This window comes from Vibrio sp. KUL78 (assembly GCF_059725505.1).
Genome location: NZ_AP045837.1, coordinates 2,616,737 through 2,638,217 on the forward strand (window position 1 = coordinate 2,616,737; position 21,481 = coordinate 2,638,217).

22 protein-coding genes and 2 tRNA genes are annotated in these 21,481 nt (G+C 43.5%); 14 read left to right on the forward strand and 10 right to left on the reverse strand.

Features of this window, described 5'->3' with window-relative positions; translation table 11 throughout:
* Positions 1 to 53: 53 nt before the first annotated feature.
* Positions 54 to 989: a chemotaxis protein CheV gene (locus AC6I8Y_RS12145; RefSeq protein WP_234495416.1), complete on the reverse strand. Its 936-nt coding sequence runs from the start codon at positions 987 to 989 to the stop codon at positions 54 to 56.
* 76 nt (positions 990 to 1,065) lie between these two features.
* On the opposite strand from AC6I8Y_RS12145, the gene flgA reads away from it, so the two are divergent.
* The 3 genes from flgA (at position 1,066) to AC6I8Y_RS12160 (ending at position 2,709) form a co-directional block, all read left to right on the forward strand.
* Positions 1,066 to 1,812 (forward strand): flagellar basal body P-ring formation chaperone FlgA, encoded by a 747-nt coding sequence (gene flgA / locus AC6I8Y_RS12150; protein WP_042477704.1) that lies wholly within the window; start codon positions 1,066 to 1,068, stop codon positions 1,810 to 1,812.
* 123 nt (positions 1,813 to 1,935) lie between these two features.
* Positions 1,936 to 2,253 carry a flagellar biosynthesis anti-sigma factor FlgM gene (flgM, locus tag AC6I8Y_RS12155; protein ID WP_042477702.1) on the forward strand — a complete coding sequence of 106 codons (318 nt, stop codon included), beginning with the start codon at positions 1,936 to 1,938 and terminating at the stop codon, positions 2,251 to 2,253.
* 30 nt (positions 2,254 to 2,283) lie between these two features.
* On the forward strand, positions 2,284 to 2,709 hold the full coding sequence (locus AC6I8Y_RS12160) for a flagella synthesis protein FlgN (protein WP_394150608.1): 426 nt from the start codon (positions 2,284 to 2,286) through the stop codon (positions 2,707 to 2,709).
* Positions 2,710 to 2,783: 74 nt separating this feature from the next.
* Here the strand turns inward: AC6I8Y_RS12160 and AC6I8Y_RS12165 are convergent, their stop codons facing one another.
* Complete coding sequence (locus AC6I8Y_RS12165; RefSeq protein WP_042477696.1) at positions 2,784 to 3,212, reverse strand: LPP20 family lipoprotein; 429 nt, start codon at positions 3,210 to 3,212, stop codon at positions 2,784 to 2,786.
* A 9-nt stretch (positions 3,213 to 3,221) separates the two neighbouring features.
* Complete coding sequence (locus AC6I8Y_RS12170; RefSeq protein ID WP_042477693.1) at positions 3,222 to 3,857, reverse strand: FlgO family outer membrane protein; 636 nt, start codon at positions 3,855 to 3,857, stop codon at positions 3,222 to 3,224.
* A gap of 160 nt (positions 3,858 to 4,017) precedes the next feature.
* On the opposite strand from AC6I8Y_RS12170, the gene AC6I8Y_RS12175 reads away from it, so the two are divergent.
* From AC6I8Y_RS12175 to AC6I8Y_RS12185, 3 genes are all read left to right on the forward strand, one after another.
* A complete protein-coding gene (locus AC6I8Y_RS12175; protein ID WP_234495413.1) occupies positions 4,018 to 5,154 on the forward strand; it encodes a flagellar assembly protein FlgT in 1,137 nt (378 codons plus the stop codon).
* A 299-nt stretch (positions 5,155 to 5,453) separates the two neighbouring features.
* Positions 5,454 to 7,052: a tyrosine-type recombinase/integrase gene (locus AC6I8Y_RS12180; RefSeq protein ID WP_498020254.1), complete on the forward strand. Its 1,599-nt coding sequence runs from the start codon at positions 5,454 to 5,456 to the stop codon at positions 7,050 to 7,052.
* 508 nt (positions 7,053 to 7,560) lie between these two features.
* Positions 7,561 to 8,934 (forward strand): ion channel, encoded by a 1,374-nt coding sequence (locus tag AC6I8Y_RS12185; protein ID WP_498020255.1) that lies wholly within the window; start codon positions 7,561 to 7,563, stop codon positions 8,932 to 8,934.
* Positions 8,935 to 9,054: 120 nt separating this feature from the next.
* Here AC6I8Y_RS12185 and AC6I8Y_RS12190 read toward each other — a convergent pair whose 3' ends face one another.
* The 3 genes from AC6I8Y_RS12190 to AC6I8Y_RS12200 form a co-directional block, all read right to left on the reverse strand.
* Complete coding sequence (locus AC6I8Y_RS12190) at positions 9,055 to 9,429, reverse strand: hypothetical protein (RefSeq protein ID WP_498020256.1); 375 nt, start codon at positions 9,427 to 9,429, stop codon at positions 9,055 to 9,057.
* A 155-nt stretch (positions 9,430 to 9,584) separates the two neighbouring features.
* A complete protein-coding gene (locus AC6I8Y_RS12195; RefSeq protein WP_498020257.1) occupies positions 9,585 to 9,827 on the reverse strand; it encodes a hypothetical protein in 243 nt (80 codons plus the stop codon).
* Positions 9,802 to 10,881, reverse strand: a complete 1,080-nt coding sequence (locus tag AC6I8Y_RS12200) for a plasmid recombination protein (RefSeq protein WP_498020259.1) — start codon at positions 10,879 to 10,881, stop codon at positions 9,802 to 9,804. The genes AC6I8Y_RS12195 and AC6I8Y_RS12200 overlap by 26 nt, the downstream gene beginning before the upstream one ends.
* Before the next feature lie 665 nt (positions 10,882 to 11,546).
* Here AC6I8Y_RS12200 and AC6I8Y_RS12205 point away from each other — a divergent pair.
* The 3 genes from AC6I8Y_RS12205 (at position 11,547) to AC6I8Y_RS12215 (ending at position 13,692) form a co-directional block, all read left to right on the forward strand.
* Positions 11,547 to 12,017, forward strand: a complete 471-nt coding sequence (locus AC6I8Y_RS12205; protein WP_498020260.1) for a hypothetical protein — start codon at positions 11,547 to 11,549, stop codon at positions 12,015 to 12,017.
* 498 nt (positions 12,018 to 12,515) lie between these two features.
* On the forward strand, positions 12,516 to 13,073 hold the full coding sequence (locus AC6I8Y_RS12210; RefSeq protein ID WP_498020261.1) for a hypothetical protein: 558 nt from the start codon (positions 12,516 to 12,518) through the stop codon (positions 13,071 to 13,073).
* 85 nt (positions 13,074 to 13,158) lie between these two features.
* A complete protein-coding gene (locus AC6I8Y_RS12215) occupies positions 13,159 to 13,692 on the forward strand; it encodes a hypothetical protein (RefSeq protein WP_498020262.1) in 534 nt (177 codons plus the stop codon).
* A gap of 369 nt (positions 13,693 to 14,061) precedes the next feature.
* Here AC6I8Y_RS12215 and AC6I8Y_RS12220 read toward each other — a convergent pair.
* A tRNA-Arg gene (locus tag AC6I8Y_RS12220) sits at positions 14,062 to 14,138 on the reverse strand.
* Positions 14,139 to 14,311: 173 nt separating this feature from the next.
* On the opposite strand from AC6I8Y_RS12220, the gene AC6I8Y_RS12225 reads away from it, so the two are divergent.
* Both AC6I8Y_RS12225 and AC6I8Y_RS12230 read left to right on the forward strand, forming a co-directional pair.
* Positions 14,312 to 14,393, forward strand: a tRNA-Arg gene (locus tag AC6I8Y_RS12225).
* A 431-nt stretch (positions 14,394 to 14,824) separates the two neighbouring features.
* Positions 14,825 to 16,342, forward strand: coding sequence for a vanadium-dependent haloperoxidase (locus tag AC6I8Y_RS12230; RefSeq protein ID WP_498020263.1), 1,518 nt, complete (start codon positions 14,825 to 14,827; stop codon positions 16,340 to 16,342).
* Between the two features lie 109 nt (positions 16,343 to 16,451).
* Here AC6I8Y_RS12230 and AC6I8Y_RS12235 read toward each other — a convergent pair whose 3' ends face one another.
* The gene (locus AC6I8Y_RS12235; protein ID WP_112462158.1) at positions 16,452 to 16,931 is read right to left on the reverse strand and encodes a YbaK/EbsC family protein; all 480 of its coding nucleotides are present in this window, start codon (positions 16,929 to 16,931) and stop codon (positions 16,452 to 16,454) included.
* 379 nt (positions 16,932 to 17,310) lie between these two features.
* On the opposite strand from AC6I8Y_RS12235, the gene AC6I8Y_RS12240 reads away from it, so the two are divergent.
* The 3 genes from AC6I8Y_RS12240 (at position 17,311) to AC6I8Y_RS12250 (ending at position 19,427) form a co-directional block, all read left to right on the forward strand.
* Positions 17,311 to 17,490 carry a cupin domain-containing protein gene (locus AC6I8Y_RS12240; protein WP_498021506.1) on the forward strand — a complete coding sequence of 60 codons (180 nt, stop codon included), beginning with the start codon at positions 17,311 to 17,313 and terminating at the stop codon, positions 17,488 to 17,490.
* Positions 17,491 to 17,584: 94 nt separating this feature from the next.
* Entirely contained in the window at positions 17,585 to 18,100 is a 516-nt protein-coding gene (locus AC6I8Y_RS12245; RefSeq protein WP_498020264.1) for an O-acetyl-ADP-ribose deacetylase, read from the forward strand.
* 157 nt (positions 18,101 to 18,257) lie between these two features.
* Positions 18,258 to 19,427 carry an MFS transporter gene (locus tag AC6I8Y_RS12250; RefSeq protein WP_498020265.1) on the forward strand — a complete coding sequence of 390 codons (1,170 nt, stop codon included), beginning with the start codon at positions 18,258 to 18,260 and terminating at the stop codon, positions 19,425 to 19,427.
* 77 nt (positions 19,428 to 19,504) lie between these two features.
* Here AC6I8Y_RS12250 and AC6I8Y_RS12255 read toward each other — a convergent pair whose 3' ends face one another.
* Both AC6I8Y_RS12255 and AC6I8Y_RS12260 read right to left on the reverse strand, forming a co-directional pair.
* Positions 19,505 to 20,011 carry a DUF3087 domain-containing protein gene (locus AC6I8Y_RS12255; protein ID WP_498020266.1) on the reverse strand — a complete coding sequence of 169 codons (507 nt, stop codon included), beginning with the start codon at positions 20,009 to 20,011 and terminating at the stop codon, positions 19,505 to 19,507.
* Positions 20,012 to 20,137: 126 nt separating this feature from the next.
* Positions 20,138 to 21,394 (reverse strand): D-amino acid dehydrogenase, encoded by a 1,257-nt coding sequence (locus AC6I8Y_RS12260; RefSeq protein WP_498020267.1) that lies wholly within the window; start codon positions 21,392 to 21,394, stop codon positions 20,138 to 20,140.
* Between the last annotated feature and the right edge of the window lie 87 nt (positions 21,395 to 21,481).

Consider the following 21,481-nt stretch of genomic DNA (forward strand, 5'->3'; position numbering starts at 1 on the left):
GGCTTGCTTTCTACCGACGAAGCGGTGACAAGCTCTCATTCTTATTCATTTATTTAGTCAGCGATGACTGCGGCTTTAACAGCGCCCCCTAATTCTTCAGGGTTGAACTTAGCAATAAACTCGTTAGCACCAACTCGCTCAACCATCGCTTGGTTAAAGACACCACTTAGAGAGGTGTGCAGAATAATATGAAGATCTTTTAGATCTGGATGGCGGCGAACCTCTGCCGTTAGCGTATATCCATCCATCTCTGGCATCTCGATATCCGAGATGAGCAGTGAAATCTGGTCGTGAATATTACCCTCACCAGCCATTTCTACAAGCTTGTTGTAAGCATCTTTGCCATCTTTCACCAAAATCGACTCAAAGCCAATAGATTCAATAGCTCGTTGGACCTGTTTTCTTGCTACCGCTGAGTCGTCAGCAATCATAATGCGCTTAACAACTTGCTTTTGTTTTTTCTGCTCAGCTTCGGCAATCTCTGTCGCAATGTTGCTGTCCATGGTCTCAACCACTGGCGAGATTTCTGCCAAGATCTTCTCAACGTCGAGGATCTCAACCAATTCGTTGTCGATATTAGTTACCGCTGTCAGGTAGTTGGCTTTACCTGCGCCTTCTGGTGGCGGCAAGATAGATTCCCAGTGCATGTTGATAATGCGCTCTACTGAGCTAACCAAGAAACCTTGAACACTGCGGTTGAATTCTGAAATGACCACAAAACAGTTTTCAATATCAGTCGTTGGGCGTCCACCCACTGCTAAGCTCAGATCGATGACAGAAATAGTCTGTCCACGAATGTGCGCCACGCCCTTCACTAAGTGGTGAAGGTTAGGCATGCGCGTTAGTTTTGGGCATTGAAGCACTTCTTTAACTTTGAACACGTTAATGCCGTAGCGCTGGCGGCCCATCAAACGAAAAGTCAACAATTCTAGTCGGTTTTGACCTACTAGCTGCGTTCGTTGATTCACCGAATCCAAGATACCGGTCATAAGTTCATCTCCATCTCAAACTTTAAAGCTAAAAAAGTGATAGTCTATCTGGGCTTCTTAGAACCCGAGAAACAGAATGCTGTATTTTAAGACATCTTTTTTGCATACATCCAGTCACAAAATGAGGCAAGGGTGTAACTGGCTTTGCCTCTATATCGTCTGGCACGCGATATTCTTTAGCGTATTAACGCACGCAGCAACGCCTGAGCAAATAGAAAACATTCAAAAGGCTGCCCAAGCTCATGTTTTAGATACGATTGAGCAACCTCCGGGTGGAGAAATTATTGCAAACCCAGGTAATATCGACTCTCGCATCCATGCAACAGATTGCCCTGCACCGCTGCAGACGTCTTCCTCGACGACGCGTAATACCAGCAGTAATGTCACGGTGTTAGTCGAGTGTCCAGAAGACAACTGGCGAGTCTATGTACCGGTAAGAATGTCTATCTCATTGCCTATGGTGACGGCGACCAGACCGCTTGCACGTGGCAGCCTCATCGAAGCACAAGATGTCACCATGACCATGGTCGATAGAAATCGAGCAAGACGACAGGGGTTTAGCGACATGACACACGTTGTTGGTGCCAAGCTCAAGCGTAACGTCAAACTTGGCGATGTCGTTGAACGTAACGATGTTTGTGTGGTCTGTAGAAATGAAAAAGTCGTGATTCGCGCGGTGAAAAACGAAATGGTTATCTCGACGCGAGGTACGGCACTCTCTGATGGTTCCAACGGCGATCAAGTAAGAGTGAAAAATGATAAGTCTCAGCGTATAATTGAGGGAATAGTCACCGGCGTTGCAGAAATCACTGTTAATTTTTGATTTTTTTCTAAAGGTTTTCAGTTGCCCGTCGATATGGACGGTATACATGCATATTATGTGTGACACTCATGACCGAATTTCGGTGCATGAAAACGCAATATTGAGCAACTATAAGGCGAAACTATGGCAGGCATTGATAACATTCGATCTGGACAGACGCTAACGACCACGAGTCGCGCTCCTGCTCGTTCGGACGCCAGCAAAGAGAGCGCATCAACTCCAGTTGGTCAATCTTCAACAAAGCAAGATGCGGTGACGCTGAGCCAAGGCGGTAAAGCCATTGGTCAAATGCACCAGCAGATGGCGAGTCAGCCAAGCTTTGACTCTGCTAAAGTAGCGGCAATTAAAGACGCTATTGCTAACGGTTCGTACACCGTAGACGCAGAGAAGCTAGCAGACAACATGATGAAGTTTGAAGACGAACTTGGCGGACTACGATAACCGCGTTCATTTAAGATTTAGGTAAAGGTAATGGCAGCACTTGTCGATTTGATTGACTATCAACTCAAAAACGCAAAAGCACTGTCTCTTCTGCTATCGGAGGAGACGAAAGCCATTGCTGGGCGAGAATCGTCCGATATCGAGCGCATCGCAAAAGAAAAGATGACGCTCATCGGACAGCTGCAGCAAACAGACAAGCGCTTAAGCGAACACCAAGATGTCCATCGTCTGACCGATGAGGCACCTCTGGCACAAAAGGTCGCCGACGTTAAATCCATTATTCTTGATTGCCAGCAGCTAAACGAGATTAACGGACAGAGCTTACAGCGTGCACAATTGAGCTTTAACAAGCTCAATAACCTGATGCAGCAAAGCCACGGAAAAATTGGCATGACCTACAACGCGGGCGGTCAAACGCACACGCTATCGACGCTGGGCACCAACCTAAAAGCTTAAACTGTCTTTACACACCCAATACAAAAAAGCGGCAATGTGTCACCACATTGCCGCTTTTTTAATGACGTTCGTTTCTAGAACAGAGTCTCACGCTTCTTCTCTGGTACGCGGCGAATCTCACCGTAGTCGCGAAGTCTATCCATCTTTTCAATGTCTAGTACCAGCTCAGTGACATAGCTGTCACCCACTTTATAGCTTCGCACCACCTCAGCACCGCGAATAACGCCATCTACCGCACCTGTGGTCGATTCCACGCCCAGTCGCTGGTCTTGTAGATCCGCTCTTGCAGATACACGCAGACCATAAACCTGTTCAGCGAGTTCACGGTAGGCGTCAATCTTCGACGCGCGCATAGCACGAACTTGCTTCTCTTCATCGTTTCGACCAGTCTGTTCACTGATACTGGCATAGCCCACAGCGGTAAGCGTATTCTGATCCATAGCGCCAATTGGTGTACAACCAATCATTACCATGGCAAGCAAGGCGGCAAATATTACTCTCATCTTCATTTCCTATGGGCGTAAAATCACGGTCGTTGGTGTTGTCATTGTTGGGTCTGAACGAATCAGCACACCATCTTCGGTACGAATATGGTTCAACGTATCGAGGTCGCGACCAATACGGTCAGCCGGCAAGAAGCCTTGTGCAGATGCGACAACAATACGTGACTGCATACCAACCACACGTGCATTCACTAGCACACCGCCTTCTTGGCGTAACATAGTGCCAGTGAGAACAAATTGAATCTGTTGCTCTTGAGCGAGATCTTTCCAATCACGGCTGAGTGCGAAATCGCCTTGACGCGTCACCTGAATCGAACCGGTCGTTTTAAAGTCCACGACCTTAAAGCCACGACGCTGCAATTGGTGAATAAAGCCTTCCGAAACCGAGTTACCGAGCCAGTTAGTTGCGTCCATGTTCTGCAGATCCACAAAAGATGCCACAGCAATAGGGGTGCGCGAAGACACGCTTGTGTTCGAGTTCACTAGCTCTTCGGTAAGACTTTCTACAAAGTAATCCATGGTATGACGCGGACTCTCCATCAGCATGAATTTGCTGCCAGAGTACGACTCTTTACCGTTATAGATTGGTGAGTAGGCACAAGCGGTCAGCGTTAACACTGATGCCATCAGTAGCCACTTTTTCATTACACACTCTCCAAAAGTTATTAATTGGGTCGATTGCAACACCCTCTTACAAAGGTTGGAACAATCTTTGCTATTCTCATTCTGTCCTAAATAAGAAAGCCCGCTCCAATATTCGCTGAGAATTACTAAGCAAATATTGTTCCGCATTTGGAAAGGTAGTATGAAAAAAATTGTTTCTTCTTTAATTTCAACGGCATTAATGACAATGACTGCCAGCAGTGCCTATGCAGAATGGTACGAAGTGACGGGCACCTCAACCATTGTATCCTCTGAGAAGGCGGCAAGGATCTACGCGCTAGAAGACGCTGTTTACAAGGCGGTAGACTTCTCTGGCGCCGACATCGGTGGACTCGCAACACTAGCGCCAATGCTAGAAGACGACAGAGATCAATACCAATTCATCGACTCCGAAGTGCGCCACATCGTCATTGACGACAAGTACGTAAGCGGCAACCAGATGGTGGTAAAAGCTCGTATCGACATCTACCCAACGGCAAAGGCTTGCCATAAAGAGCAGTATAAAAAGACCATTGGCGTCGCCATGTTTGACATTGTTGATCCTCAGCAAGCGGTAATGGGTCAGATCTACAAGTTAGGTGAAGACTACAGCTCAGTTATCGACAAGCAGCTTGGGGCACGTTCGTACAGCTTCGTTTCCGTCGGTACTACCCGCTATGAAATCAACAAGCGACAGCCTGAGCGTATTAAAATGATCGCTGACGATCTCGGTGCACAATATCTTGTGACCGGCGAGATTAAAGATCTTACCGCCACTATTGAACAAGGCGGCCTGCTAAGAGACGACAAGATTAACCGCCAGTTCGCTATGGACATGGCAATCTTCGACGGTAAGACAGGTCATGAAATCTTCCAGCATACCTATCGTGAGATTGCGGAGTGGCCGTTTGCAAAAACCAGTAAAGTGGATACCAAGAGTGCGCGTTTCTGGACCTCGCCATATGGAGAGATGATGCAGCGCGTTAGCCGTAACATTATGCTCGACCTTGAGTCTGAGATTTCCTGCAAGATGACACTGCCAGAGGTTGTTGCTTCTTACGGCAACAAGGTGACCATCGACCTAGGTCGCGTCCACGGCGTTCAAGCCGGTGACAAACTGCGCCTATGGCACACAGGCTCTTTCATCGACCAAAACGGTTTGCCACGTAACAAAGTGAGCCGCAGCGACATTACCCTAACCGTTTCTCGCGTCTACGAGCGTGATGCAGAAGCCACCGTCGATCAACCCGCTCTCGCCAACAGCATCCAGATTGGCGACGTAATGCACAAACAGAACTAAATGTGCCGCCGCGGGCTTAACTTATTCATATAATTGAGTAATATAAGTCTTGAGCTCCCGTGGCACAGCTGGATAGCGCGGCCCCCTCCTAAGGGGCTGCTTATCGAATGAATCTCAATCAAAATATTTACAAGCGATTATAAATTCAAATTAAAATTGTTTGTAATCAACCAATTAAGGTTAATTCTCACTGAACAGCACCTTAAATCATCCATTCAAGTTAATAATGCAGCACCCTTAAAAAGTGCTATCCAAAATGCTATAGTGCTACGCAAAGTGCTATAACGTGAGTTAAATTAATGAGTCGTATCGGTGTAAAAAAAGCGGATTTTGAACTAAAAAGATATGTGAAAGATAGTCATCTATTGCACCCGAAAAAGCAGACTTCGTTCCACTTTAAAGATCGGCTTATCAAAAAGCTGCCGCTAATCAAAGATGGCAGTAAAGATCTGTACGACCTCACCAACAACATCAAGAAATTTAGCCTTGTGCTAAGAGTCAGCAAGACGGCAAAAACTTTCTACATTAAGCCAGCACAGCGCACTATGATAAAGCTCGGTCGCTGGCAAGAACCCAATGCGAACACTCATATCAAGCCCGATGCAGGATACATGACAGTTTCAAGTGCTCGTGCTGCATTTAAGAAACAAGTAAAAGAATTGCTAGCTGAAGAACAGTTAGCACCAGAAGTGTTGCATGTCCGTGAATGGACGATTGAGGATTACTTAAGTAAGCAATACAGCAAAGACAGAGCCAAGTACAAGATAAAAAACGGCTCTATTCGCCCGATTTCCCCTAAGTCACTCAATGCTATCAAGCGTGATATCAAGCCATTACTCAGTCAAAAGCTAAAAGATGCTAATAAGAATTGGTTAGAAACCTTAGTGGAACACTGGAAGAAAGAAGTGGTGAATCCAACTAATGATGTAATCACAATAAGAAGCCCCGATACTAACCGCAAGGCTTACACGCAAATTAACGCTATGCTCAATATCTGGGTTGGCGCTGGGTATATAAGAAAAAATCCCATTGACGGTGAGGTCGCACGCTTTAAGGATGAACACGCAGACCAGCGTGAAATCATTACATTCGATGACCTTTCTATTGAAAGCGTTCTGCGTTATTTATGGCAGGATGATGTGCTTGGTTCAAAAGCGGCAAAGATCGTCCTTGCAACAATGATTGTGGCTGGCGTTCGTAACTCTGAGGCCTACCGTAACACCAAAGAGAACTTTCGTATTTCCGAGCGTGTAATCTTCATCCCTTCACTGATCAGTGGAAAAACGCGCAAAAGCCGCACGATTCCAATTGAATCTGATTACTACTGGCAAATGATTAATGAGTATCTTGTCTCAGATGAGTACTTCGAGAATGAACACGGCCATATGTTTCCATCAAGAAAAGGGTCAAATACTGGTCACATAACTGACGGCGCCACAAGTAAACCATGGCATGACCTTAAAGCTCACTTCAAGCTCCCTTTAGAATCAAGACCTTACGACTTTCGCCATACTTTTGCTTCAAGCCTTGCTAAAACTGAGGGAATAGAGGTTACATCAAAGCTGCTCGGTGATAACCCTGACACAGTAATGAAGTACTACATTAAGCACGATACAGAAAGCGTACGCCCTGCTTTACGTCAGATGCATAACAACAAGAACCACAAGCAAAGTAAACAGAGTAATGCCAAAGAAGGCGATCCAATTGTGGCTGTGTCTGAAAGTGATATGCATATTGAGGTGAGGCGCTACTTTAAGGCTTTTATCAATGGGTTAGAAATACCTGAAGAAGGAAAGATCTACCGTAGTCAATGGAAGAAATTTGTTTCAACAGTGAAATTGTTAAATCAGCGAAAGCAAAGCGATGAAGTTGAAGATTGGTTAATGTTTCAACTCTAGCTGGTTACTAATGCAATGCTGCTAAGATGGATTAGGTCTGAACTGTACTGGTACCAGTAGTAGTGGTACTAGTAGTGACTCATATTCAATCTGACACCGTTGATGTCTAGCTACAACCAGAGCGTACAACATAGCCGTAACGAACCGTTGCCTCACCCTTAGGATAATTGCGATAAATATCAAACGAAATGCAAAAGCCCTAAAAATCAACTCATTATAATGATACAGTTCATATCATAGTGTGGAAATTATGTGATTTTTATTAGATTTTGCTTATTTTTGTAGATAGCTCCACCGCGAGCGGTGAACATAACGAGTAATACTGTCCCACACTGCGTCATTTTGTCCCATGAACACACCACTGGACAAAAGCTTGCTAGAGCTCTAAATATAATATCGGTTGCTTAAAACAATAAGCTAGCTTCATATTAGCTAAAACAACCAGTTAGCGGTATAGTGGAACATCTAGTCCAAGCCATAGTTTGGTACAATTACTAAAGAGGTCTTTGTGTATTTTTCTAAAGATTTGTTCAGTATCCATGAGAAATCGATACTTAGACGCCTTGAGCTGTACAATGAAAATGTCATGGTTATTGCAAAAAGCTTTGATTTTCTGCTCTCAATTCTTTCACTGCCGACGGACAAAGTACCAGATGAAATCAAGGGTTATCACGAGAATTGCTACTTAGGCATTATTAGAAAACTTTGCTGGTTTACTGAAGAGGGAACCTATGCATTAGATGCATTTTCTGAATATTTACGATCTTTAAAGACCCAACAAGTAAAGCTGGCAAAACAACATTATCCTAATGTAGAACGGGCTTTTGTTTGGCAACAATATGCACTAGATATAGATTTCACGGAAATTAATTACATATATAATGGGAAAGTAAGAAGCTTTTTGGACTTTGGAGTTTCAAACTATAGCATTTATATATCAGGAGCTAATCCTGAGTACCCAAATGGTTGTATTGTTTTAAACGGATTTACTTTCTATAGTTTTAGAAGAAAAGATAGTATATGCTTTAACAATGTAATATTTAACAATTGCTTTATCGTAGACTCTTATTTTAAATTTGTTATGAAGAACTGTAAAGTAAATGGTATGATTGTTAAGGATTCTACAATCAATATACTTAGGGTAAATAGCAACCTGTTCAAGTCTATAAAATTTATTGGTCGATGTAAGATCGAAAAGCTTGACCTTGAGGAGTCTAAAGATAATCTACATAAAGAGTTTGGAATTGAAATAACCTTCACCGAACCAACTTACTTTGATATATCTAAAGAAGCAATATATTGCTATGCCTACCGATTTAATCTAGTCAAGTCCATAGGTAAATATTTCACCATCAAAAATATAAACCTATTTAGAGCTCTCCACACTGGAAACCAAGTTATTCCTATGTTTGGTGGAAATTTTAAAAGGCCATATACAGATTTAGGTGAAGAATTCAACCCAAATTTCAAACTAAACTCCAACTTAAGCTTTATTAGGTATGTGAAATGGTTCAAGCTTTACAATAAGAAAACAAAGGAAATATATAGCAATAAAAGCCACATATCAGCATTTCTTCGATTAATAGAAGTTTTAGTAACAGGATCGTGGAAATCTTTTAAATACATATTATATTCGGCCAATATTATAGTTCTACTTTTTGCTACGATTTACTCATTATTTAAAGATTCCTACCGAGAAGTAGATGGATTTACAAGTGCCTTATATTTCTCCTATAGACACTTTCTAAATGTTGGTTCAGGTGACATAGGTGCGATTAATACAGTTTCAAAATATATAGTCGGTTTAGAAGGCGTTACTGGTTATTTATTTCTTGGTCTATTATTATTTTATATGACTAAAATTAGTGATGGCGATTACTAATTAAGTGTGATAACTCGCCATCAACACAACTCAGCTTGGGGCAAAAGTGCGTTCGGGCAATCCTCGATTCCTTGCCGTCGGAGTACATCATCTATAGCCAACGACAATCAAGCGAATACACTAAAAATCAAACACCTGCTGATCTTCGTTCTTCGAAAGCTTGCTAATTATCTGGTGTTCAAAGCTACTTAGGTTTGTGAATCGGATGTCTTTATTGCTGGGGTCGGTATAAAAAAGATCAACAATCTCCCACCCATGCCGAAACCGTTCACAAGTTACATGTTTAGCTTTTTTGTTCGCCTTCTTCGGAACTGTCAGAACAACCTGTAACCCTTTCTGATCAGGGCGATTTAAGACGGTGTCTAGACGTGGCTGAAGATCATCAAGCAAGAAACGAATGTTATCGTTACCAAGATTTTTAATACGGGAGTGGTTGCTGGAAGGTGTAAGAAACTCCTCGATCTCGGCGAGATTTGTATAGCTAATATCAATCATTACTTATAATTCTTATAGTTAATTAAAAGAAGTGCGCAATCCCCCCATTGCGCTTCGACACTTCTATAATAGCCGTGCTTGCATATCTGTTTCAAAAAGCAGTAGTGGATATATGATGAAAAATTAGCCACTCAGGCAGAGAGTGGCTGTTTTTTTTAACGATTATGGCCTTCTGGCTCAAAGTTGTTTTCATAACCTTCGAACTCATCCGCTTCGATCGGGTACTTCTCATTTAGATGCATGACGAACTGGCGAATATCAGTAATTACGCTAGCTTCTTGCGTCTTTCCTCTCCGAGATTGCCTCACAGCATGTTCGGTGATCGCCCAGATAAGTCGGATAAACCCCCGTTCAGATACGGGTGACAGCTCTTTAATAGCTGTAAGAATTTGATGCATAAGTAGAATTTGTTTTTTCATAATTATTATCTCTAAGTTTTTGTTTTAATTGAAGTATGTATTCATCTTTAAGCGACAGCTTGTAAGCCATAACGTCAAATTTCTGCTGATAGCTTTTGTTGTTTCGTCTAAGTTTTTTAAGCTCTTGCAGGAAGTTGAAATTTTTGAGTTCTAAGCCTTCTGCATGTTCAGTAAGGTGAGCTAATTCTTTCTCTGCAGCAGAAAGGCGTTTTCTCAGATACGCGTTTTTCTTCTTCTCTTTGTTCTGAAAGAACGCTGCTTTTTCAATCTGTGTCAGCTCTATTTCACGCTGCTGGATCTCTTTCTTTGTGGTCTCGATGGACTTTTGCGCTTTGCTAATTATTCTCTGCTTTCTGGTCAATTCAGAATGTTTTGCCGAGAACGCTTTGGCTTGAGCTTGTTGAGCTTTCCATTGCTTACGCGTCAAACGCTGAACCTTTGGCCCAAGCCTTGTCATACCGAGCTCTGAGCCCACCTGAGCATAGAACGAATCCTGATACGCTCTCATGGCTTGTTTGTATGCATTCGCTTTCTTGGAGTAACCCTTTCCCTGACATTCATTCCTGGCTCTAATGCCAGGGTGAATATCTGCCATTGAAAAACCACCGTCTTTAAGGCTAGGTATTGCATAAAAATGTAGGTGAGGGTGTTCTTCGTCGAGATGAAGAACAGCCGAAGCCAGATTTTTGCTATAAGTACGTTTCAGAAATGCCAGCGACAGTGATAGGAATTTCTGAAAATCAATATCTGAATCTGCTGGGATACTGATTATTCCTGCCAACAAGAGCGGTGCATCACGGCGAATCTTTCTGCCTTGCTTATCTTTTGCTTTTAGAGAACGTGCCAGTGCGATATCTGGTAGTTTGCGAGGATCTAAACCAAAGAGGATTTCAGGTGTCTGTGGTTGGAAAACATGCGGACAGCAATCATCTACGCGCATTGCTTCATTAACTATGCTATGCATAGAAGCTTTGCCAGACTTAGATGTATGATTACTGTAGGTTTCTAAGTGTATAAACTGATATCCTGACATAATGTTATTTTTATTATTTCTAATATCATAACACCATGTATTTATTAATAATAGTTTACAAAAAACAAACTTTTTAGTATACACGCAACTTTTTTCTATTGTATTGAAAATACAATAGAAAAAAGTAATCAGGGGTTTGGGGATGAAGTCCCCAACCGACGCTTATCTGAACCGAGGCACGATGGCTGAAGATAAGCATAGTCGGTTACTATGCTTATACCTACAGATAAAGCCCATTATGACCATCTGCTACAGAGAAGAACTGACAAACAAATATTATTTATTATACTTTATAATTCATGGGGTTATAAGAAAAATTGCTTGACAGCACCTTAAAAGTCGACTAACTTATTAGTTATACCAACAGGTATAAGCTCTCTCAGTCATATCAAATCATCCTCATTTATTTTAGCTTAAAAAAAGAGAAAAACTTCAACCTGCACAGGTGAACGAGGTACACATCGTTCAATTCTGCTTGCAGAGCAAGCAGGTAAAGTAGGTCGCTTTACAAAGCGACCTACTTATAAAAGATAATAAAATAAACCTTATTAGGTTAATTTAAAACAAAGTGCATAAAAACCAAAAATATCTATTTCTTAGTATAGAGTGAGAATGAAAGACATGAGTTAATTACGACAAGTCAAAAAAATATAAAAGGACAACTAATGACTTGTTTTAACAAGACAGATGCACTAACTCACGAACTTGAAGCGCTTAGACAAAATCCAGCATTGATTAAAAGCAACGACAACATCATGACGGCTAAGCAATGGCTAGAAAAAGAAAAACGATACCCTCTGCGTTTTGAGCGCGGATACAGATACAAGAAGGGGACATACTATGCTAAAGAGCAAACCGTTCCTGTCTACAGCGAGGCTGATGCAGTTCCAATCGAAGGAGCTAGGCCAATACGCGACATGTACAAAAAGAAGAACTACTACTATGAAGATGAATGCCTACAAAAGAAAACACGAAAGCAATGGTGGTCTGAAGATAACAGGTTAGTAAAAAAAAGTGCTCACCCAGTTGAGATCAGAAACGGCTTTAATCACGCCAAAAAACAGAAGCTAGAAATCAAATACTACCTGAAATCCGACACATTCAAGCCCAAGCCAAAGAAAAAACAAGATAACTAACATGTAGTTGAGGTGTTCGATCTGACATTTTTGGTGCTCCAACTCGACCCGAGCTAATAGCCCCGCACCTCAAGAGCATTAAAGTCACCATTCGGTTTGTCGGGCTAAATCTACCTATAGGCAAGCTCCCGCATCCCGAATGGCATTTTGGCATCACTTCTAAAGGGGGCCGTAGGTGAACGTTTCTGGACAGAACCAGTCATCAGCCAACTGTCGAGATAGATTTACTTTATGCAGCAATTTTTGAGCTGTATGCAGCACCCTATCAACCTCTTAAACGCTTTAGCCCCAAATCGCGTTAGAACCAAAAGCTCATGTACGCCTCATTTATCAGGAGCTGCCTAACTGAGCATATTGGTCGGACGTGAACATCAACCGAGTTCAACACTCGATTTTATTGGTGTATGAGATGGAACGGGTTGGCAACATCACAACTTTTTACATGAGTAACCACGTTGCATAAGATATGCGTATCCATAACAACTAAGAGTATCTGAAATGGCAGTTACTAACCTAAACAATTCACATAGTGCACAAACCGAGTTAGAAAAACTTGAGCCAAGAGAACAAATGCTAGAGATTGCATTCGACTTTCATACGATGTGCACAAATTCACGCAGGAATCATTTGTATTGCGTTCATTCGGTAGTATCTGGTCTAGCACTAGAGATCATACTCAAGAGCTTCAACTCAGTAGAAACCGAGGTTCAAAGTGAATACATTTCCAAGTATGCATACAAGAGAAGCAAAAAGCCCAAAGAAAACCACGACTTAGTGTCATTGTTAGATAATGTGCCACTAAACGTCAAAGCGCATCTATTCAGTGAGCGAGACATAGAGATAATCGAAACGTATCGGGATGTTTTCTTTAATGATCGATACCTATATGAGAAAACGGCTAGAGATGTGTTCGATAATAGTTTTATAAAACTAGTCGGAAGAACGATTTTCAAAATGATTTGTTTGTACAAGGAGCAGGGGTCAGTTGACCCATTCATTACCTATATTGATGATGAACTTCTAGAGCACTATCGTCGGGAGCTATATCGCTTGTGAGCATGAGATGTGCACCAAGTTTTTATGCATTCAAACTCAGCTGTTAAAATGGTTGCGTCCTGTACAATTATACCGAGGTGCTCTGATGTTTACAGTGTTCTCTATCAGCTTCAGCTTTCCGTCAGAATCCCCAACTCATGATCGAATAGAACAACTTGAAAAGTATTATCGTGAGGTGAAGACCGCTATGAATGGAGCTTTACGGTCTTATACAGAGCTTCAGCGCGTTAGCTACGATTACGAGCGAATCCCTAAGACCATTGACCTCCATGAACATAAAGAAAGAGCTAGTATCAGAGAAACAAAACAGGGTGAGAAGTTTCATAGGCTACACAGCGATTTGGTTACTACCTTAGAACAATACGAAGAGGCGTGCGTTAAGTTTGAAACGCATTTAGCCAAAAATTTGCCAGCAGGGTTGCGTGCAAAATGCATCGTTATGCTTTATTACAGAGAACTATCGAAAATCTTTAACTTAAACATAAGAGATCTTTCGCGTTATGAAAGAGCAGATTGTACTTTGGAAGATAGCGTTTTAGTTTCGGTAGAGCGAGACTTCCAGTTATTAAACAAGCCAAACCTAATAAAGCGAATTTTAAGGAAACTGTACAACGCATAGCATAACGCGAGCTTACGTCTAAGGTTTTCGAATACACCTTGTTATTCCAATCGCGATTTATTGCCTTAAGCAAAGCTGCATGATTATGCTTGCATGGCTCAGGGCTAGATATGTTAATGGGTGAATGTTTTTGGGAGTAAATGAGCACCGTCCTGTAGCCGTTAGCTATGGTGGTGCTTCCTGTAGGAAGGTGCGGAAATATATCGGTCTGAGTTTCCACTGGTACGCTGAGGATCGTAGTTAAGTGAGCCAACCTGCACGATCAGGTTGCCGCGTGATTTAGGAACCGACAGATTGAGTTCAGACTAATCCAATTAACAAAACCAGAAAGCCTCCTCAATGGAGGTTTTTTATGCGGAAAATCTATAGTGGCGCCCCCAGTAGGAGTCGAACCTACGGCCTCACCCTTAGGAGGGGTGCGCTCTATCCAGCTGAGCTATGGGGGCATAACGTTTATAATATCAGAGCGTTATCTTAAAAAAAACACAAACTCACTGAATTCTCCTCGCCTGCTCAATTTTAGAGCACGTATATCTATCAGCATTAATAATAGCAACTGACTAAATTGCTATATTAAAATGCTACAATCCAATAAGTATCATTAAGTCATTGATTTAAAGCTATATTAATTATCTACAAAGGTAAATATGCTCCCCCTCCTAAGGGGCAGGTCACAGGTTCGAATCCTGTCGGGAGCGCCATATAAAGTAAGGACTTAGCTGAATCATTCGCTAAGTCCTTTTTGTTTGTGTCCATAAAATGTCTACCATTTTGAACCTCAAACTCAGGTGATGCCGAAAGTCTAGATACTTGATCTGCGGAATCTTTTGTGACGATACGCTTAAACTCATCCCGTATCGATTCCGCAAGCCAATCCCAATTGGCGCGGCAAGACCTGAACATTGAAAGAACAAACTCTCACCTGCAACTACCCCAAAAACATTCGTGATTCTGCTTCCATAACCACAATAATTCCTCGTTATTGACCATATTATTATTAGCTTATTTATTACCTATCCCATGATAGGTACAACAACGTCAGTCTATATAAGCTCAATAATATCAATGCGTTGCTTTAACCAGCTTGAAGCTTATTGATGCTAAATACAAACATTTAGAAAAGGATAACAACATGAAAGCTAGGAACTGTTTTGCAAGGCTAGTCCTTCCACCCATCCTATTTTCACTACCAAGTTTTGGGTATGCCTTTGAGTGCCCAGAAGGCACTCCCAATATATGTGCACCCGCTACAGTCATCGAGGCTACAGTACCTAATCTGCTGTCGACGGTTGCTCCTGGTGACGCACCTATCGTCTTGCGTACAACAACCTTAATCACTGCTGCTTGGTTCGACGCAATTGCACCGTATAGCGAACAGAGCCAAGGTGTTCACTCAAACTTAGGCCGCATCGATGCTGGTGAGGGAAATAGCAAACGAAACATCGCTATTATGTATGCGAGTCATAAGATACTGATGAGTTTAATGCCGCAATTTGCCAGCGACTGGGACCAGATGCTGACTTCGGTTGGACTGGATCCACAAAATCAGACTTTAGATCTCAACCTGCCCGCCGGCGTTGGAAACATGGCAGGTCAAGCCATTGTCGCCGCTCGAGAGAGTGATGGTATGAATCAACTCGGTACCGATTGTAATGAGTACTTCCCTAAACCTTACGCCGACTGCACTGGCTATCAACCACGAAATAAAGCTGAAGCACTGAAAAATCCAAGACGATGGCAACCGGATACGTTGAGCTCTGGGAATGGTCTGTTTTTCTCGCAACAGTTCGTGGTTCCACAATTTGGTCAAACCACACCTTTTAGCTATGAAACACCAACTCTAAAGGCGCCGTTTCCTAGCAAGTCTTACGCAGTGTCGTTCTCTGGAGTCCCCTTACCTGCCTACAAGCAACAAGCGGATGAAGTTATCGAGTCGCAAATTAACTTAACCGATGAACAGAAACTCCTGTCTGAATTCTATGACAATAAAATCATTAGCTTAGGTTACTCAACTCTCGCAGCGACTTTTTATCACGGTTTGTCACTAGAACAGTTTGTACAACTCGACTTTCTCGTGAACGTAGCAGCATTCGATACGGGAATAACCATCTGGGACAATAAAAGAAAATACGATGCAGTCAGACCCTTTAGCGCTATTGGCTATATCTATGGAGATGAGGCTATTAGTGCTTGGGGTGGCCCTGGCTATGGCATCGTAAGCAACCTAAAAGGTAGTGAATGGCGTCCTTATCTTCAATCGGCGAATCACCCCGAGTACCCTTCAGCCAGTGCAAGTTTCTGCCAAGCACATGCCACCTCAACTAAGCGATATTTACATGAGGAAATAGGGCTACCGCCTCAAGAGGCAAACGATCTAAGCTTTTGGGTTCCCGGCTTCCTGCCACCTCAATTTGCTGTGTTGGACAAGCAGCCCGGTACATCTATTGTCGAACCAGGAGTGACACCACAATCTCATACCGTTTTAGGGTGGAGTACATGGGACGAGTTCTCCGATGATTGTGGTATCAGCCGTCTTTGGGCTGGCGTGCATTTCTACGACTCTATACCAGCTGGTCAAGCGATCGGGGATCCTATAGGTTCCAATGCCTATGAATGGCTAAAAACCTATATTGATGGCAACGCCTATTAGCGACAGCTACTCAATAAGAGGGAATATTGAAAGGGATACGTCTCGTTGCAGTTACCCTCCATTGCTTCTTACATCAAAAAACAAAGCGACCTAAATAGGTCGCTTATCATTAGTGGAATACCTGACTACTAAACCTGAAGCATCGCCTATCCGCTATCAGTTCCTGAAAAGCTGCTCGTTCAAGTTTCAGTAAGGTTTCGTGATCACCCGCTTCTATGTACACATGATCGAGATGGGTAAGTAGTTCATCAAATACTGTCGACATGTGGTATGCGCTTCCTACTGGAGGGACGGCACCGTGGTCACAATCTTCAAAAAGTTGATAGACCTGTCTTTCTTTCACTAAATGATAACTGGCGTTCAGCTCATCATTCAGTTTTGACAAACTGACCTTATTATTTGCAGGCAGTACCGCCATCATATGATGACCTTCATGATCCTCCAGTACTACACCCTTCGCTAATGCCACTAAAGGTATACCCGCTTCCACCCCGCTATGCAGTGAACTGCGACTGTGGTTATGAGTGATGGTTTGATAAGGAATATCATGCTCACGCAAATAATGGTCTAACCGAGTTGAGATCGTCATACAAACCTCCGTTTGCTAAAGACCATATAAAGTATAGGTGATTGAGTTTCCATCCACCATAAATTGCCCGCGCTGCGTTACCTAAAAGTTGTACAGCACAATCATTGTTAAATTAATGTTAATGCGGTAGCGTGGTACTACAGCGCCTTAGTGATCTAACTGAGCGTTATGACTTCTCACCCTCACTAAATGGAATGACTATGACAGCAGAGAAAACACTCCGACGAATCTCGCCAGATTTGAGCCAGCAACAAGCCACCAGCACTGATCCGAAAAAATGCCTATCAGGTAATCCGATGCAACGAGTTCACAATCAGTTCGCCAACAGCAAAGAGAACTTTTCTGTGGTACCTGGGGCTCTACAGAAGGTAAGTGGAACATCAGCTACAGTGAAGATGAATTCTGCTACATCATAAAAGGTAAAGCCATCATTACCGATCAGAATGATCATAGTGAAACCGTCGTACAGGGTGATGCATTTGTTATCCCAGCCGGCTTTAAAGGCACTTGGGAAACCATCGGCGAGGTGGAAAAGTTCTACTCAATGTATGAGGAGTGATCCTCAGCCAGTTAAAACGGAAAGTCACCGTTATACGCCTTTGCGTTATTTAGCATAGAATGCATCATAAATTATCACTTTAAGGGAGTGAGCTATGCAAAATATCTTTTTGATCAACGGTGACATAACCAAGGCTAGCGTCGATGCCATCGTGAACGCCGCCAATACCAGAATGCTGGGAGGCGGCGGTGTTGATGGTGCTATTCATCGCGCAGCGGGACCTGAGCTGCTAAAAGCTTGCTATGAAGTAAAAGAAGTGGACGGCAAACGTTGTCCGTTTGGCGATGCGCGTATCACAAGTGCAGGGAACTTGAATGCTCGCTACGTCATCCATACCGTGGGGCCAATTTACGACAAATTCGCCCATCCCGAAGAGGTGCTGGCGTCAGCTTACAAACGATCACTCGATCTGGCTCTTAAAAACGACTGCAAGAGCGTTGCGCTCCCAGCTATCTCATGTGGTATCTATGGCTACCCACCCCTAGAGGCTGCGCAAGTTGCACTCGAGGTTTGCCAACGAGAAGAGTATCAATCACTAACGATGACCTTCTATCTGTTTGGTGAGGAAATGTTGACGATCTGGCAAAGCGCGTTCAACAAGGCCGAATAATGGTCTCAAGGGTTAGCAAACCAGCATAGCGGAGTTTATTAGTACATATGAGTATTTCTAAACGATACCTCAAAGGGATCATAGAAAAAACCCACCATTGCTTTTCTCTACAATTCCGTCACCATTACCCCAACCTAACCCCACAAAAAAAGAACCAATGAAATCATTGCCATGGAATGCCTGGTTACTGGCTGCTGTACAACCTTTTGTTTTGTCTGTTGGAGCGCTGAATGTGTTTCTGGGCGGTATTGTCGGAGCTCAGCTTCATTCGGATCCGACACTGGCTACCCTGCCTGTTACCGCACTCATTGTCGGTGTATCGCTGAACATCTTTCCCGCGGCGAAAATTCAAAAAGCGCTAGGTAGAAAGCAGGCGTTTGTTTTAGCGGCACTGGTCAGCAGCGTGAGTGCTTTTGGTGCGGCTTGGTCGATTGATAGTGGCAGCTTTTGGGGTTTCTGTGTTTGTGCCTTTCTACTTGGTAGCCAGCTTGCTTATGTTGGGCAGTACCGTTTTGCCGCCATTGAAAGCTGCAAGAGTGCTGCTCAACACCCCCAAGTTATTAGCTTAGTGTTGGTGGGTGGAATTGCCGCGGCTTGGGTGGGTCCAGAGCTACTCAATATAGGTCAGGCGATTTCATGGTTCGATTCTGAATATGCCAGAGCGTATGCGGCGCTTGGGTTTCTTGAGCTCATAGGCGCGGCCGTATTGGCAGTTGCGATGAATCCTTTGACGGTGCAAGAGAACGACACTGACGATGGTGAAGCGAGAGATTCATCCATTTTGTTTAAGCAGCCTATGCTGTGGCTCGCTATTGGGTCAGGCTTAACGGCGTATGCTGTGATGGCGTTTCTTATGACAGCCACGCCGCTGGCAATGTCTGGGCATGGACACGATATTCAAAGCGCTAAATGGGTCATTCAAAGTCATGTGATGGCGATGTACCTGCCCTCTCTCATTACGCCTATGATCATAAAGCGTATTGGTATTTACAAGCTCATCACTCTTGGCTGCGTGATATTCCTCATTTGTATTGCTGTCGCATTGCTTGGGCATTCTGTGCATCACTACTGGTGGGCGTTAGTTGCACTTGGAATAGGGTGGAACTTCCTGTTTATTGGTGGAACATCGTTGTTGCCTCAGACGTATAAGCCAAGCGAGCGCTTTAAGGTTCAGGCGGTCAATGATTTTTCAATCACGGCTTTCCAGGCGTCGGGGTCACTGGGAGCTGGAATCGTACTGTTTACCCAAGGCTGGACCTGGATGTTAGTTGCTTCGCTTTTCCCGATTGGGCTATTGCTTCTGCTCAATTGGGTAGTGAAGAAATAGTGGCGAAGAGACAGAAAGGACATGTTACCCCATGAGGCGTGGAGTACGTGTCCCTTCTTTGGCTTTAGCTGTGATTGTCAAAATTGTCGAAGTAGCCCTGACTGATAGTTCGATATATCAAGCTGCAATTTATACTCTTCGGTCAATCCATCCAGCTTTGACTGCGCTGCATTTAGGCTCGTCATTACGATTGTATTATCATCAAGTTGCCACAACTGACGCGATCCTTCGTAACTAAACTGAAGCGCTAACATGGCATCAGCATTGCCTTGCTCAGCCGCAGCCAGCAACTTTCTATTCTTTCGGTAAATGAGGTTAAGCTCTTTCTTTAGCTGCCACACATAGACGACTTCTTTCATTTTCGGGTGATTCTTAAGTTTTAGCAGGGTAATACCTAGACCTAATGCACTCACCACGACTCCAAGAAGATTCCAATGAAAATGTGAGCCCGTTTCTGATGGGAAAACGAATATCAAACTTTGAGATATCGCTAAGCTAGAGACACTTAAGCTGACAATACATGCAACGATGACGATGTTTAGACGTGAGCGATATAACTGCTTGTCGATAGATTGTAATTGCATTCTAAATCCAATGGCTAATAGAGTGATTACGCTTGTCTAGCCTTTAAAGGGGCCGCTCTTATAAAGGCTAGAAAGTCAGTAGCTAGGGCAAACATTACCAAGCAACTGGCAATGTATCCACAGTTGCTACGACAAATAGCGATAAACATTGAGATCACTGGATTCAATCGTCGTGTCACCCTTGCTGACCACTTCAGATAAGATCTTCCCCGAGCCACACGCCATCGTCCAGCCGAGCGTACCATGCCCCGTGTTGGTAAACAGGTTTGTAATCGGTGTCTTACCAATAATTGGCGTCCCATCTGGCGTCATGGGCCTTAGCCCAGTCCAATACTCCGCTTTTGAGAAATCGCCTCCAAACGGAAACAAATCTTTTATGACCATGTCTATGGTGGCTTTTCGTTTTTCTGGAATTAGGGTGTTGAAGCCAGCAAGTTCCGCTGTACCAGCAACGCGGATGCGATCATCAAAACGGGTCATGGCAACCTTGTAGGTCTCGTCCATTACCGTTGACGTAGGCGCTTTATCTGTATTAATAATCGGTACTGTCAGCGAGTATCCTTTAACGGGATAGACGGGCAGCGACAGCTCAACTTGTTTGAGCAACGCCCTTGAGTAACTGCCGCAGGCAACCACGTAAGCGTCAGCTTTGAAATCACCCTTGCTGGTACTAATACTGGTTAGTGCGCCGTTGTTTTGATTAAGGCTATGCACCTCAGTATCAAAGACAAAGTTCACACCCAATTGCCGCGCTTTTTCAGTGAGTGCGACGCAGAACTGATAGCAATCTCCAGTTTCGTCACCTGGCAGATAAAGACCACCCACCAGCTTGTCTTTAACATCAGCAAGTCCCGCTTCGACTTCTAGGCATTGCTCTACGTTTAACAAGCTATGCGCAATGCCACTCTCTTTCAGAAGCACCATGTCTTTTTGAACAGCGTCCAACTGCTTTTCATCTCTGAATACCTGCAGCGTGCCTTTTTGTCGCCCTTCATAAGTGAGGTTTTCGCTTTCTCTCAAATGCGTCAAACAGTCGCGGCTAAAGTTCGCTATTCGCAGCATGCGGGACTTGTTCTGGGCGTACTTCTCTTCATTGCAGTTGGCGAGCATTTTTGTCGCCCATGAAACCAACTCAGGCGATAGTGACGGCTTCACCTTTAAAGGAGCATGCTCTTGTGTCAGCCATTTCATCGCCTTGAGAGGGATCCCTGGTGCAGCCCAGGGTGAGGAGTAACCATAAGAAATCTGCCCTGCATTCGCAAAGCTGGTCTCTTTGCCGCTCGAGCTTTGGCGCTCTATCACAGTGACAGAGTGCCCCTCTTTTGCTAAATACCATGCGCTGGTTAAACCAATGACACCACTACCAATTACGATAACGTCCACAATACATCCTTATATCCGCACTAAACCCTACCAAACTAAACATAATTAGAAGAGTCCACCAATATGAACTATGAAAATTGTTTAAAA